Raw genomic sequence first — 13,694 nt, 5'->3', positions numbered from 1 at the left:
CACCTCGAAAACAGTTCTTCAAGCGACGATTGAGCGTACGCTCTGTCCAGTCAGGCGACGCTGGCCGTTTCCTGATAGCTCCCGTACTCTGCCTCGAAGACGGCCATGATCTCGCCCATCGTCGCGTAGGCTTTCACCGCGTCGATGATGACGGGCATGACGTTCCCACCGTTGGTGATCACTTGCTGCAGTTCGTCGAGCGCCGCCTCCACGGCCGCGTCATCGCGCTCTGCCTTGGCCGTCGCAAGCTTGTCCCGCTGGCGTTCCTGTACGTCCTCGTCGACGGTGAGAATCTCGGGTTCGGTGTCTTCCTCGACGGTGTACTTGTTAACCCCGACCATGACTTCTTCCTCGCTCTCGACACGCTGCTGGTACTCGTAGGCGGCGTCCTGAATCTCACGCTGGAAGTAGCCGTCCTGAATCCCCTGAATGACGCCGTCGCGGACCGAGCCGTCGCCGAGTTCGTCCCTGATGTGGTTGATGTAGGCCATCGCCTTCTCCTCGACCTCGTCGGTCAACGACTCGATGGCGAAACTGCCGCCCATCGGGTCGACGATATCGGCGGCTCCCGACTCCTCCGCGATGATCTGCTGTGTCCGGAGGGCGACGCGAACGGCCTGCTCCGATGGGAGCGCCAGCGCTTCGTCGAAGCTGTTGGTGTGTAGGCTCTGGGTTCCGCCCAGCACACCTGCGAGGGCCTGAATCGTCACGCGGACGATGTTGTTCAGCGGTTGCTGGGCTGTCAGTGACTGCCCGGCGGTCTGGGTGTGGAACTTCAGTTGCTTGCTCGCGTCAGCCTCCGCGTCGTACCAGTCGTCCATCACGCGGGCGTAGATGCGCCGGGCCGCACGGAACTTCGCGATTTCCTCGAACATGGAGTTGTGCGAATTGAAGAAAAAGGAGAGCTGTGGTGCGAACTCGTCGACCTCAAGCCCGCGGTTCAGACAGTCTTCGACGTAGGCGAAACCGTCCGCGAGCGTGAACGCGAGTTCCTGTACGGCTGTCGAACCGGCCTCCCGGATGTGATACCCCGATACGGATATAGGCTTGAACTTCGGCGTCTCCTGACTGGCGAACTCGATGGTGTCGGTGACGAGTTTCAGCGACGGCTCCGGCGGAATGACCCACTCCTTCTGTGCGATGAACTCCTTGAACATATCGTTCTGTAGGGTTCCGCGGATCTCCTCGCGCGGGACGCCCTGCTGGTCGGCCAGCGCGATGTACATCGCGTAGATGACGGGGGCGCTGGGGTTGATCGTGAAGGAGGTCGACACCTCACCGAGGTCGATGCCGTCGAACAACCGCTCCATGTCCGCCAGCGTGTCGACGGCGACGCCCTCCTTGCCGACTTCGCCGTCGGCCATCACGTCGTCGGAGTCGATCCCCATCAGCGTCGGCATGTCAAAAGCCGTCGAGAGCCCGGTCTGGCCCTCGTCGATGAGATAGTGGAATCGCTCGTTGGTCTCGTCGGCGGTCCCAAAGCCCGCGAACTGCCGCATGGTCCACTGCCGGCCGCGATACATCGTCGGATAGACACCGCGTGTGAACGGCTCCTCGCCGGGGAAGCCGATGTCTTCCTCGTAATCGACGTCGTCCACGTCGAGCGGCGTGTACAGCCGGTCTACGTCGAGGTTTGAGACCGTCGCGAACTGCTCTTTGCGTTCGCCGTAGGCGTCCAGTACGGGGTCCAGTGTCTCGGCTTCCCACTCGTCTTTCTGCTCGCGGATGCGCTGGAGGTCCGACTCGTCGAACATACTCCGGTGTATGTCATGATTTAGTAAGAAGGTTCGGGCAAAGTGGGACGCTACCGTCAATCACACCGTCGAGGACTAATTCTGGAGCCGCTCCGTCGTCTGCACGAGCGGATGGTGCGCGTAGTCGACGACCTCGATATCGTCGATCGACTCCAGGTCGGAGTCTGCGGCCGTCTCGGCCATCCCCAGTTCGACCGTCTCGTCGAGAACGATGACGTAGGCGTCCATTTCGTCGATATCGAGCCGCGCGGCGGCTTTCACGCGGTGGTGGCCGTCAGCCAGCAGGAGGTCCCCGCCGTTGTCGATGACGACGAGCGGTTCCGCCAGCCCGCGTTCCAGTTCGTACACCCGGCCTTCGAGTTCGTCGGCGTACACCGTCGTCTGTGTCGGCGTCAGGTCGTCGAGCTCCACCTCCCGTCGGCCTTCGTGTGTCGTGATACCGTGGATGTTCTCCAGCGTCCGGCCGAGCTTGTCCACCTTGCCCGGGGTCGCCCGTTCGATCTGTGAGCGGATCACGTCGGCGTTCGAGATGATGCCGACGAGGTGGCCGGCGTCGTCGACGACCGGAAGTTTCTGGATGCCCGACCGCAGGATGACGCGTGCCGCGTCCTGAACGGCCATGTCCGGGTGCGCCACGAGGATGTCGTCGGTCATCACACGGAACATCGGCTCGTGGTCTTCCGCGAGCAACAGGTCGCGCGCGCTGACGAACCCTTCGACGCGGCGGCCGTCCGTCACCGGGAACCCGCTGAAGTGGTCGTTGTCGGCGATCCGTCGGGCGACCTCCCCGACAGTGTCGTCGAGTTCGACGGTGGCAACCTCGCGTGTCATGTAGTCTCCGACCGTCGGTCGACTCGATTCCTCCATCGGCGCGATGTTCTCGACCGACGGCAAAAAAGGCTCGCCTACGGCGGCTCGCTGTCGTCGGGTTCGACGAGCGTCTCCGGGCTGTCGTCCGCCTGTTCTGACTCGTCGCCTCCGTCTTCGTCGCCGTCTTCCAGAAACAGCACATCGCTGTTCCAGTCCGTTGCGGTGTCGTCGCTCGACCCTGCAGGCGTGTCTCCAGGCGTCGTGATGGTGTCTCCGCTGTCCCGTCTGAGCGCCGTCGACTCCGTGAACGCGGCCACGTCGTAGTCAGCGCGTGCGTAGACGCGCCCGAGCAGCCGGTGGGACCGCGACTGGATAGCGTCGAGAAACCGGTCAGAGACGATAGAGCGGACGATCTCCTCCAGCGACTCCTCGCGCTCGTCGACGGTGATCATCCCCAGGTCGATCTGTGCGCCCGCCATATCGGCGTGACCGCCCGCGGACCCGATCTGTCCGAAGGCGTCCCGCAGCGCCTCGCCGAGGTCGATGTCCGCCCCGCGAGCCCGTGCAGAGGCGTAGATCGTCCCGTCGACGACGCCGTACACCATCGTCGCCTGCACGCCTTCGAGGTCGAGCAGCCTGTCGGCCGCCTGCGCGAGCGCGTCACGGTCGGTTATCTCGCCAACGCCGGTCAGAAGCACCGAGCCCTCCTGTTCGCGGTTCGCGATCGCGCGGCCGATGACCGACAGCGTCTCCGGGCTCACGCTCGGGTCTTCGATGCGCTGGAGCGTCGCCATGTCGGCGTTCGTCACGAGATGCGCGGCGGCCTCGAAGTCCGCGGCGGCGACCTCCCGGCGGAAGTCCTTCGTGTCGACCTGGATGCCGAACAGCAGGCCCGTCGCGATTGGGGTCGGAATGTCGATGTTGAACCGCTGGAGATAGTCGACCAGTAACGTACTCGTCGCCCCGACGCCGCTCCGGAGATCGACGAATCGGGCTTCGATCGGGACGCGCGGCGGATGGTGGTCGATGACGATGTCGATGGGGGTCTCCGGTGGGAGCTGGTCGTTGACACCGGCTCTGGAGTGGTCGACCAGCGCGAACGCGTCGAACGCGTCCAGTTCGTCCGGGGAGTCAGCATCCAAGTTCCGGAGGTCGAAATCGAGGAGGTTGACGAACGCCCGGTTCTCCTGATGAGAAATCTCTCCGTAGTAACAGATCGTCACCTCGCAATCGGCCCGTTCAGCGAGCGCCCCGAGGGCGACAGCGCTGGCAATCGCGTCCGGGTCGGGGTTGTCGTGCGTGACGACGGCGAGGTGGTCGTCGATGTCCCGCAGTACCTGATGGAGCTGTCTGGCCCGCGTTCCTTCGTCGCCGACCGACTGGGTGACGTAGTCGGTAACGACAGACTCCGGCGTAACCAGCCGGTCCGCCACGCTGTCGAGTCGGTCGCGCTGGTCTGCCGTCGCGCCGCGGCCGGCGTAGGCGAGGAGGAACACGTCGGGAAAGCAGTCACGTGCGGCCGTCGCCGCGTCGGCATTCTGCTCGGGGTCCTCGCTGGCGATGATGACGCTCTCGGGGTGAACGTCGAGATCGGCGAGAACAGATGGATCAGTCTGGTCGGCTTCGAGTACGTTGATACCGTCCGCCCGGAGCGTTTCAGCACGGTGCTCGTCCTGGGTCACGACTGCCAGGTCGCCGCGGTCGTCGCTAATCGCGTCGAGAAGGTCCGCGGCCGTCGGCCCGAGTCCGAGCACCAGCCGAGAAAGCATACCGTGCAGTCAGCGCTGGAGCGTCTAAAAACCCGTTACTTCAGCCGTTCCTGGAGAAACGACGGATGCGCGGCGGTAACGCCGTCGAGCGCGAGAATCTTGTCTTCGATGACGTCTGCCAGCGAGTCCCCGTCCATCGCTCGGACCTCCGCCATCAGCATGTGGTCGCCGCTGGACGTGTACAGTTCCTCCATCTCCGGGATCTCCTTGAGGTTCCGCGTGGCCTCGACGTAGCAATCGCTCGCGATGTCGATGCCGACAAGGGCAATCGACTGGCCTGCCAGCTTCTTCGGGTCGACATCGGCGGAGTAGCCGACGATGACGCCCTCCTCTTCGAGTTTCTGAATGTATTTCCGGACTGTGGGCTTCGATACGTCGGCTCGCTCCGCGATTTCTGCGTACGAGGCCTGTGCGTCCTCTTCAAGGACCGACAGGATTCGACGCTCCGTGGACTCGGCACTCATAGAGTAATCTTTTCGGTGCATGAAAAAATATCTTCCGAACCAGAAACCCACGTTCGAGGTGGTGTCTGCAGTCCAGTAGCGGGCCTTATTTGTGATGTTCGAGGAGGTTGTCGTAGGTCCGCTCCCACTCCGCGTCCTCGTCGAAGTACCGCTCTGCGAGCGGTTCCTCGGGCATCTCGCCGATCTGGCGCTTCTCCTCGCCGTAGGAGGGGCGCTCGTCTTCGATGTACATCCGACCGGTGAGCACTTCGCCCTCGTACAGACGCTCCTCGGTCTTTCGCATCATCTCGGCGGCTTCCGCGCGGTCCGAGACGTCGAAGTCGAACTCGTCGGACTGCTGGACGTCCGTGTACGGGACGTAGTGTTTCGCGTCCTTGTTCCAGGTCGGACACTGGGTCAGGAAGTCGATGTGCGCGAATCCGTCGTGTTCGATGGCCTCGGCGATGATCTCTTTCGCCTGGTTCGGGTTGACAGCCGCGGTCCGGGCGATGTAGGTCGCACCGGCGTTGAGCTGCTGGGACAGGGGGCGGATCGGCGACTTCGCCGAGCCGTGGGGCTGTGTCTTGGACTTGTGGCCCTTCGGCGACGTCGGCGACGTCTGCCCCTTGGTCAGCCCGAAGATCTCGTTGTTGAACACGATGTACGTGATGTCGTGGTTCTCACGGGCCGTGTGGATGGTGTGGTTCCCACCGATACCGTAGCCGTCGCCGTCCCCGCCGGCCGCGATGACTTCGAGGTTGGGGTTGGCGAGCTTCGCGGCCCGGGCGACGGGCAGCGAGCGGCCGTGGATGGTGTGGAAACCGTAGCTGTTGAAGTAGCTGTTGAGCTTCCCCGAACAGCCGATTCCGGTGAACAGCGCGACTTCGTCGGGGTTCTTGCCGACCTCCGGCATGGCCTGCTTGAGCGCCTTGAGGACGCCGAAGTCACCACAGCCCGGACACCAGGTCGCCTGCGGTTCGATGCCGGGTGTGAACTCGTCGCGCTCGATCTCGCGTTCTTCGTTGATTGCTGAGAATGCACTCATTGGTTAGTCACCTGCCGCGGGGACGTACTTCATGTTGCTCGCGGCGAGTTCCTCGCCGTCGATGCTGGACTCGAACCCGTCGACGATCTCGGCGGGCTCGAATGGGTTGCCGTTGTACTTGAGGAGGCTCGACATCTTGTCGCCGTACTTGCCGAGTTCCTTCTGAGTCAGGCCGCGGAACTGGGCCGTGGCGTTCATCTCGACGACGAGCGCCTCGTCGACCGATTCGAGCCACTCGGAGACCTCCTCCTTCGGGTACGGAGCCATGTCGGAGACGCCAAGCGCCTTCACGGAATGGCCGTTCTCGTTGAGTCTGTCGACGGCCTCGAAGACGGTCCCCTGCTGGCTGCCCCACACGAGGATGCCGTAGTCGGCCTCGTCGGGTCCGTGGTAGGTCTGGTGGGACGTGTTTTCGTCCAGATCAGCACGGATGTCGTCGAGCTTGTTGAGCCGACGGTTCATCTGGGCGATACGGTTCTCGGGGTCCTCGCTGATGTGGCCCGATGGGTTGTGCTCGTTGCCCGTCGCGAGGAAGCGGCCGTCCTTCTGGCCCGGCACGGAGCGCGGGCTGACGTTCGAGCCGTCCTCGGGTTCGTGGAGGAAGCGCTGGAACTTCCCGGAGGAGTGGTGTGCGGCGTCCTGAATCTCCTCTTCGGTGAGGACCGAGCCGGGATCGGCGTTCGGTTCCTCGTCGAAGTGGCTGGCCGGGAGGTTCCGGAGTTCGCCCTGGATCTTCTGGTCGTAGATGACGATAGCCGGGATCTGGTACTCGTAGGCGATGCGGAACGCCGAGCGGGTCTGCGTGTAGCACTCGCGGATGTTCGCCGGCGCGAACACGACGCGGGCGGAGTCGCCCTGTGACGTGTACAGGACGTGTTCGAGGTCCGCCTGCTCGGGCTTGGTCGGCATCCCCGTCGAGGGGCCGGCCCGCATCGCTTCGACGAGCACGATAGGCGTCTCGGTCATCTCCGCCAGTCCGAGCGGTTCGGACATCAGCGCGAAGCCACCGCCGGATGACCCGGACATGGCTTTCACGCCGGCGTGAGACGCACCGAGGGCCAGCGCGGCGGCCGCGATCTCGTCTTCGACCTGTTCGGAGATCCCACCGAACGAGGGCAGGTGCTGTGACATGATCGTGAACACGTCGGTCCACGGAGTCATGGGGTAGCCCGAGATGAAGCGACAGCCCTCGTCGATTGCGCCGTAGGAGATGGCGTTCGAGCCCGAGAGGATGACCTGCTCCTCGTCGTGGGAGCCCTCGGGGACCTCGATGTCGTGATCGATATCGAGTTCGCTTGCGGCTTCGTAGGCGTCGTGCAGGACGTTGAGGTTCGCCTCCTGCATGTCGCCACTCATGTTCTGTTTGATGAGCTTCTCGAACTCGTCGGTGCTGATGTCGAGAATGGCCGCGGTCGCGCCGATACCGGCCGTGTTCCGCATGATCTCGCGGCCGTGCTCCTTGGCGATGCCGCGGAGGTCCATCGGGACGACGTGCCAGTTGTTCTCCTCGGCGGCCTCTTCGAGACCGATCTCGTCGACGTCTTCCTCGTCGAGCAGCCCCTCGTCGTAGAGGAGGACGCCGCCCTCGCGGAGGTCGTCGAAGTTCTCGTACAGCGGTTTCAGCTCCTCTTTGCCGTAGTAGGCCTCTTCCTGCGGGTTCCGGGCGAAGGAGTCACCCAGGGCCAGCAGGAAGTTGTAGCCGTCCCCGCGGGACTGTACTGGCTCGTCTTTCGCACGTACTTCCACGTACGTGTGGCCGCCGCGGATACGCGACGGGTAATGGCGGTGTGTGAACACGTTCAGCCCCGACCACATCAAGGCCTTCGCGAAGTTCTGGCTTGTCGAGTCGATTCCGTCACCGGAACCACCGGCGATTCGCCAGATTAGTTCGTTGTCTGTCATGGTGAAATCCTCGGCCCCAGCTCTGGTGCCGTATCATCCCGTTGGGGGGCCATGACTAAAGATTTTCCACTACATCACCACTCATTAATCGTTATCTTTCGGCTCAGGTACCTCAGATTGCCGTTTTCGAAATTGAAGTCCGTCGCTGTTGGGACACGTTCACAGGGGCGAGATATCCGTCTGGGAGACAGGTGTCAGCCAGCAATAGTAAGCCATGCAACTTCCTCCCGCAACGACTAACACAGTGACTACCGATGTATAGTCGAGGATGTCGTTAACGGAACTCATCGCTGGCGTCGAGGACCATCAGAAGACGCTGACTGTCTTCAACGCCGGGCCGACAGCGGCTGAAGACCTGCGCGAGCGCTTCGCGGACCGCAACGTCCACGTTCAGACCGAGCAGACTGAGAGCGGACGCCCGGGCGAGTTTATCACTCTCAGCGAGGACGAAGCGGTCATCGCGGCCGCGAGTCTCAATTCGTTTACCGACTCGCTTGACGAAGGCCGTCAGTACATCACGCGGGACGACAGCCCGTACGCGTCGATTCTCGACCACCTCGACGAGACGATGTTCACCTCGTGGTCTATCCAGCGGATGACGGCCGCGTCCCGCGAGATCGAGGACCGCGCGTGGCGTGTGGGACAGGGAACGCTGCACGCCGGCTTCCAGACACTGTCTACGCTTCAGGGCGAACTCGACCTCTACGAACGGCTGGGTGAGACCGACGTGGACGTTCACGCCTATGCCGTCCCTGACGTCGAGCCACCCGAGTACAGCACGTTCTCGCTGCATCTGGAACGGTCGGACGAGATCGCCGACTCGTGGTTCGTCGTGTTCGACGGCGGCGGTGACCCGACCCAGAAGTGCGCCTTGCTGGCCGAGGAGCGCGAGCCACGCGAGTTCTACGGCTTCTGGACCTACGACGAGTCGACGGTCGACTGGATCATCGACTATCTGGAGGAGACGTACGGCTTCCTCGAACAGTGAGCCGCGTTCGAACCGGCCAGCGCGGTCATTACCACGGCTCGCCGTCGGCCGACATTCGCTCTTGAGATGCCGACCGTGACCGAGTCTAGAGAGTTCCGCATCGAGGAGACCGGAGAGCGCGTCAACAGTCTCGAACTGGAGTTGCACCTGTTTTTCGGCGTGTGGGCGGTCATCGAGCGCCACGAAGACCGATGGGTCGTGGCGACTGACGACGGTGAGCGCCGGACACTTGTCGTTATGTCGGACTAATCTCACGCTGATATCGAATCAGTCCGCAGCCCCGGACACGTCTTCGAACACCGCGAGGTCGTGGCCGAGCAGCACTTCAGCCCCCGTCGCCCGCTGTCGGTCGCGGCACCGCTCTAGGCTCTCCTTCCATGAGCCGTTGTTCCAGAGGAGGCTCGTCGCCATCGGCTGGCCCGCGTAGTTCGCTTCGACGTACGCTTCGTCGCCGACGACGAGGAGCGACTGGCCCGGCCGGTCGATGAACGCGCCCATGAGCCCGGGCGTGTGGCCGGGAAGGTGCAACAGTTCGACCCCATCGGTGAGATGATAGCTGTCGCCGTGGACGATCTCCCAGTTCAGGTCCCGGTCGAAGTCGCTGGCGAGGTAGGCGATAGAGCCGTCGTCCGTATTGGCGCTGTAGTACGCGTACGGGAGTTCTTCCCGGTGGACGTAGATCGGGACGTCTGTTCCCGCGAAGTTGTGCAAGCCGCCAGCGTGGTCCAAATGCAGGTGGCTCATCACGACGGCATCGATGTCGTCGATGCTGTAGCCCGCATCTTCGAGATCCGCCGGCAGGGCGTGCTCCTCGGCGTCAACGTGTGCGAACGCCTCATACAGCGGCGTCGGCCAGTACCCGTCGCCGGCCTCCGGATGCGAGCCAGTGTCCCAGAGGATAGTCATCTCGGGCGTCTCTACGATGAGGTTCCACACGACGTACGTTTCGTACTCGTGTTCCGGGTCGCGGTCCGAGGCCGTCGCGACGCTGTGGCCGTCGACGACGAAGTTTCGATCAGCCTGTACGCGGCCCCGGTCGACGAACGTCACTGTAAGGTCGTCCATACGGTGTCTACGGGCTGTCAGAAAGTAAAGAGCGGTGCCGTGCGCCGCGGGTGACGGGCTAGCTCGCTATATGACCAACCGTTCGCTATGGCAGGGGTTTCATGCCGTATCGACGCTGAGTACTTTTATACCGAAATGTCGGTGGAAAAGCGGGACCCACACACACCACCCTGCAAGTGTTCTCGGTGTTTCCAGGGGTGGGGGTGGGGAGGGGGAGGCTCCCTCTGCATACTTAAAGAAATGGCAGATTGTTCGATTCTACTGAGAGTACATGATCAGAAGACTATTCGTATATGCAGATATGAGTGCTCTGAAGCACTTGTAGCTTGAATTCTATGGAGGTGGACGTTCGATGGTGAATATGATTTTATTGCCTTTACCATAAAATATATAATAGTGCTACTAGTTCTAGATACGGTCCAGAACGAGACAGTCGAGAATCGCAGGACTCAAGTGTTCTAGATGAAGGGTCGGTGCAGCAGACTGCTCGTGGCTGTTTTCCAGAGGGATCGAAGAAACACTTGCAGGGTGGTGTGTGACTGTTCGGCGTGAAAACACTTGAAACACTTGTACGGTGGTCACTGGTTTTATATAGAGTCACTCAAAAGGTGGCGTACGATGGTCGACGTGAACGAGAACCCGTTCGATGGGACTGACGCGATCTTCGAACGAAAGCAACCGCTGAAAAAAGACACGTTCACGCCGGATACGATCTTTCACCGCGACGAGGAGATCGAGTTCTACATCAACGCGCTTCAGGACGTCATCGTCGGCCACGACCCCAACAACGTCTTCGTCTACGGCCCAACGGGGGTCGGAAAGACTGCCGTTACGAAGTGGGTACGGGACAAACTCGAAGAGAAGGCCGAGGCCGAGGACATCCCACTCACCGTTGTCGGTCCGATAAACTGCCGGAACTACCGGTCGGCGTACGCCCTGGTCAACACACTCGTCAACGAGTTCCGAGATCCGGAGAACCAACTCCCCGAGAGCGGCTACAGCACTGACAGCGTCTTCGAGTTCCTCTACGAGGAGATCGAAGCCGTGGGTGGGAACGTCCTCATCATCCTGGACGAGATCGACAACATTCCAGCGGACGCGCGGAACGACTTCCTGTATGAACTGCCGCGGGCCGAAGCGAACGAGAACACGCCGATCACCGATGCGAAGGTCGGACTCATCGGGATTTCGAACGACCTCAAGTTCGTCGACGTGCTGGAACCCAAAGTGAAATCGACGCTCGGGGAGCGAGAGATCAAGTTCGGTCCGTACGACGCAACGGAACTCCGAGACATTCTCGGCTACTACGCCGACATTGCGTTCCGAGAGGACGTGCTCGGCGAAGATGTCGTCCCGCTGGCGGCGGCCTTCTCGGCGCAGGAACGGGGCGACGTTCGGCAGGGACTCCGAATCCTCGAAAAGGCCGGAGAGTACGCGCGGATGGAGGGCGCGGACGGTGTGACAGAAGCACATACGCGACGGGCGACAGACACTATCGAAACCGACGAACTGCTGGATTACTTCGAGCACGACCTGAGTTCACAGCAGGCGCTGACGTACCTCGCGACGACGCTTGCGCTCATCGAACCGAAACACGAGGCGTCGACAAAGCGGATTTACAACCTCTACTCCTCGATTGCGGAGTCGAGTGGCCGCCGCGTGAAATCCGAACGCAAGATCTACGAGTTCCTCGACCAGCTTTCCATGCAAGGGCTAGTCCGCTCGGCCGAACGCAACCTCGGTCGCAAGGGTGGGCGCAAGTACATCTACGAGGTCACCGACGACGCGACCGATATCATCAACGCCGCGCTCCAGTCGTCCTACAGCGATGCCGTGCCGAGCAACGTCAACGGGATACTCGAACACTATCTGGAAGACGAGGCCACCGAGTTTGAGGCACCGGACACGACCGACGACGAGCAACAGAACCTCTGGCAGTTCACGTAGCCAGCGTATTTGCTCCCCTCCCCCCACCGACTCACATGGCAGAACACTTGCACGGTGGTGTGTGTGTGTTCAGTGGCAGTCCCTCTATTGTACAGTCCAGAACAGTTGCAGGGTGGTGTGTGTGTGCCAACAGTAGACCGTGAACCCGGAGTGCTACCGAGCGATTATGTGGCAGTTACCCTCCACTGCAGTGTGTAGAACACTTGCAGACCGGTGTGTCCGTCCGTTTCCACCACAGCCTCCCGGTATTCCGTTTCGAAAACACTTGCAGGGTGGTGTCAACACCGATTCGCCGGGAAAACCGCTCAAAATGGGCTTTCCTGAACACTTGCAGGGTGGTGTTCCCGTGGGCTCTCGTCTGTCTCTCCCAGTGCGGGAAACACTTGCACGGTGGTGTTAGAGTGGCGCATCGGAACTCCGAACAACGTCTCAAAAACACTTGCAGGGTGGTGTTTTCGGGAATCTCAGACGCTCGCGCACCCCCGCACGACGCATACCCCCGTGCGAACACTTGCAGGGTGGGGTGTGAACACCTGTCCACTGTTCTGGTCCAGTTGTAGTCGTACTGGAAACACTTGCAGGGTGGTGATAGAACACTTGTAGGGTGGTGTCGGATCGTTTGTATAGGGCTGTCAGAACACTCGTAGGGTGGTGTTCCAGCGAAAAATACGTCGTTTGCGACGCAATCAACCAATCGACAGTGATCGACTGAGCCCTCTCCGTTACATCGGGGCTTGCTTGTAGATGAGGTTCCGCTGGATGTCGTTGGCCCCTTCGTAGATGACCGGAATGCGCACGTCGCGGTAAACGCGAGAGATGCGGTTCTCCGTCAGCACCGACCGGCCCCCGTGTAGTTGCATTCCTTTCTCCGCACAGTCCATAGCGGCTTCGGTCGCGTTAGTCTTTGCCAATGCGGCCCAGTAACCGGCGTTCTCCTGGTTAGCGACGCGTTCGGCCGCGTGCCAGGTGAGCGTTCGGGCGGACTGGAGACCGAGTTGCATATCGGCCAGTTTGTGCTGGACCGCTTGGAACTCGTCGACGGTCTTGCCGAAGGCCTCGCGGTCGTGGACGAACTCCCAGGCCTCCTCGATGGCCGCGGCGGCGAGACCGATGCCGTGTCCGCCGACGACGACGCGGCCGTGATTGAAGAACTCGGCGAGCATGTAGAAGCCGGCCCCTTCGACGCCGATCAGGTTCTCCTCCGGAATCCGGCAGTCGTCGAGCACGATGTGAGCCTGCTTGGACGCCCGGAAGCCCATCTTCTCGGGGATGTGTTCGGCGTGGTAGCCGTCGGCGTCCGTCGGGACGATAAACATCGAGTAGTTCCCGTAGCGGTCGTTCGGGTCGTCACCGGTCTTGGCGTACAGCGTCACCCAGTCGGCCTCGACGCCGTTGCCGATCCAGTACTTTTCGCCGTTGAGCACCCACTCGTCGCCGTCCTTCTCGGCGGCTGTCGTCATCCCGGCGAGGTCGCTCCCCGTCTCTGGCTCGGAGACGGCGAGGCCGGTAAGCTGGTCGCCGGTGGCGACGGGCTCGAGGAACTCCTCTTTCTGCCAGTCCGCGCCGTGGTCCTCGACGATCTCTGCCCCGAAGCTGGCGAGCTGAATCGTCAGCGCGATCCCTGCGTCGGCCTTGTACAACTCCTCCGCCATCGCAAGCATCTGCTGGAGGTCGTAGCCGCTCCCGCCCCATTCCTCGCCGATATCCTGGGCGACGAGGCCGGCCTCCCTGGCTGCTTCAAGCACATCCCAGGGATACTCCCCGGACGCGTAGTACTCACCGGCGACTGGTTCGATGTGCTCCGCAGCGAACTCCCGAGCCTCTTCCTTGACCTCGCGTGCGTGCTCCGGAACGAGTTTCTCGGATAGCAGATCCATGGGAATTATCATGGTTTGTGTACTGATATACTCCGTGGAACTCTGCAAAACACCGCCATAGTTGTTTCCCGGAAACTCCTGATAATCGGCCAGC

Annotated in this window: 11 protein-coding genes; 3 read left to right on the top strand and 8 right to left on the bottom strand. The window is 61.8% G+C overall.

Annotated elements, in window-relative coordinates; translation table 11 throughout:
• Window positions 1–50 precede the first annotated feature (50 nt).
• From HAH_RS09055 to HAH_RS09030, 6 genes are all read right to left on the bottom strand, one after another.
• Entirely contained in the window at window positions 51–1,754 is a 1,704-nt protein-coding gene (locus tag HAH_RS09055; RefSeq protein WP_014040652.1) for a methylmalonyl-CoA mutase family protein, read from the bottom strand.
• 75 nt (window positions 1,755–1,829) lie between these two features.
• Window positions 1,830–2,621 carry a CBS domain-containing protein gene (locus HAH_RS09050; RefSeq protein ID WP_044951895.1) on the bottom strand — a complete coding sequence of 264 codons (792 nt, stop codon included), beginning with the start codon at window positions 2,619–2,621 and terminating at the stop codon, window positions 1,830–1,832.
• 38 nt (window positions 2,622–2,659) lie between these two features.
• Entirely contained in the window at window positions 2,660–4,333 is a 1,674-nt protein-coding gene (locus HAH_RS09045; RefSeq protein ID WP_014040650.1) for a DHH family phosphoesterase, read from the bottom strand.
• Between the two features lie 35 nt (window positions 4,334–4,368).
• Window positions 4,369–4,797, bottom strand: coding sequence for an HTH-type transcriptional regulator LrpA1 (gene lrpA1, locus HAH_RS09040; protein WP_004591923.1), 429 nt, complete (start codon window positions 4,795–4,797; stop codon window positions 4,369–4,371).
• Between the two features lie 85 nt (window positions 4,798–4,882).
• Window positions 4,883–5,821 (bottom strand): thiamine pyrophosphate-dependent enzyme, encoded by a 939-nt coding sequence (locus HAH_RS09035; RefSeq protein ID WP_014040649.1) that lies wholly within the window; start codon window positions 5,819–5,821, stop codon window positions 4,883–4,885.
• A gap of 3 nt (window positions 5,822–5,824) precedes the next feature.
• Window positions 5,825–7,723 carry a 2-oxoacid:acceptor oxidoreductase subunit alpha gene (locus tag HAH_RS09030; RefSeq protein ID WP_014040648.1) on the bottom strand — a complete coding sequence of 633 codons (1,899 nt, stop codon included), beginning with the start codon at window positions 7,721–7,723 and terminating at the stop codon, window positions 5,825–5,827.
• A 268-nt stretch (window positions 7,724–7,991) separates the two neighbouring features.
• On the opposite strand from HAH_RS09030, the gene HAH_RS09025 reads away from it, so the two are divergent.
• Entirely contained in the window at window positions 7,992–8,711 is a 720-nt protein-coding gene (locus HAH_RS09025) for a DICT sensory domain-containing protein (protein ID WP_014040647.1), read from the top strand.
• 66 nt (window positions 8,712–8,777) lie between these two features.
• Window positions 8,778–8,960 (top strand): hypothetical protein, encoded by a 183-nt coding sequence (locus HAH_RS09020; protein ID WP_014040646.1) that lies wholly within the window; start codon window positions 8,778–8,780, stop codon window positions 8,958–8,960.
• Between the two features lie 18 nt (window positions 8,961–8,978).
• Here HAH_RS09020 and HAH_RS09015 read toward each other — a convergent pair whose 3' ends face one another.
• The gene (locus HAH_RS09015; RefSeq protein WP_014040645.1) at window positions 8,979–9,776 is read right to left on the bottom strand and encodes an N-acyl homoserine lactonase family protein; all 798 of its coding nucleotides are present in this window, start codon (window positions 9,774–9,776) and stop codon (window positions 8,979–8,981) included.
• Between the two features lie 618 nt (window positions 9,777–10,394).
• Here HAH_RS09015 and HAH_RS09010 point away from each other — a divergent pair.
• Window positions 10,395–11,723, top strand: coding sequence for a Cdc6/Cdc18 family protein (locus tag HAH_RS09010; protein ID WP_008313351.1), 1,329 nt, complete (start codon window positions 10,395–10,397; stop codon window positions 11,721–11,723).
• A gap of 722 nt (window positions 11,724–12,445) precedes the next feature.
• Here the strand turns inward: HAH_RS09010 and HAH_RS09005 are convergent.
• On the bottom strand, window positions 12,446–13,600 hold the full coding sequence (locus HAH_RS09005; RefSeq protein ID WP_008313353.1) for an acyl-CoA dehydrogenase family protein: 1,155 nt from the start codon (window positions 13,598–13,600) through the stop codon (window positions 12,446–12,448).
• Between the last annotated feature and the right edge of the window lie 94 nt (window positions 13,601–13,694).

Origin of the sequence: Haloarcula hispanica ATCC 33960, assembly GCF_000223905.1 — an archaeon.
Lineage (GTDB): Archaea > Halobacteriota > Halobacteria > Halobacteriales > Haloarculaceae > Haloarcula > Haloarcula hispanica.
This window is presented reverse-complemented; position numbering and strand designations above follow the sequence as displayed.

Coding starts and splice junctions, on each gene's coding strand:
- HAH_RS09025 (WP_014040647.1), top strand. CDS start 7,992: ATGTCGTTAACGGAACTCATCGCTGGCGTCGAGGACCATCAGAAGACG.
- HAH_RS09055 (WP_014040652.1), bottom strand. CDS start 1,754: ATGTTCGACGAGTCGGACCTCCAGCGCATCCGCGAGCAGAAAGACGAG.
- HAH_RS09050 (WP_044951895.1), bottom strand. CDS start 2,621: ATGGAGGAATCGAGTCGACCGACGGTCGGAGACTACATGACACGCGAG.
- HAH_RS09045 (WP_014040650.1), bottom strand. CDS start 4,333: ATGCTTTCTCGGCTGGTGCTCGGACTCGGGCCGACGGCCGCGGACCTT.
- HAH_RS09010 (WP_008313351.1), top strand. CDS start 10,395: ATGGTCGACGTGAACGAGAACCCGTTCGATGGGACTGACGCGATCTTC.
- HAH_RS09035 (WP_014040649.1), bottom strand. CDS start 5,821: ATGAGTGCATTCTCAGCAATCAACGAAGAACGCGAGATCGAGCGCGAC.
- lrpA1 (WP_004591923.1), bottom strand. CDS start 4,797: ATGAGTGCCGAGTCCACGGAGCGTCGAATCCTGTCGGTCCTTGAAGAG.
- HAH_RS09020 (WP_014040646.1), top strand. CDS start 8,778: ATGCCGACCGTGACCGAGTCTAGAGAGTTCCGCATCGAGGAGACCGGA.
- HAH_RS09005 (WP_008313353.1), bottom strand. CDS start 13,600: ATGGATCTGCTATCCGAGAAACTCGTTCCGGAGCACGCACGCGAGGTC.
- HAH_RS09015 (WP_014040645.1), bottom strand. CDS start 9,776: ATGGACGACCTTACAGTGACGTTCGTCGACCGGGGCCGCGTACAGGCT.
- HAH_RS09030 (WP_014040648.1), bottom strand. CDS start 7,723: ATGACAGACAACGAACTAATCTGGCGAATCGCCGGTGGTTCCGGTGAC.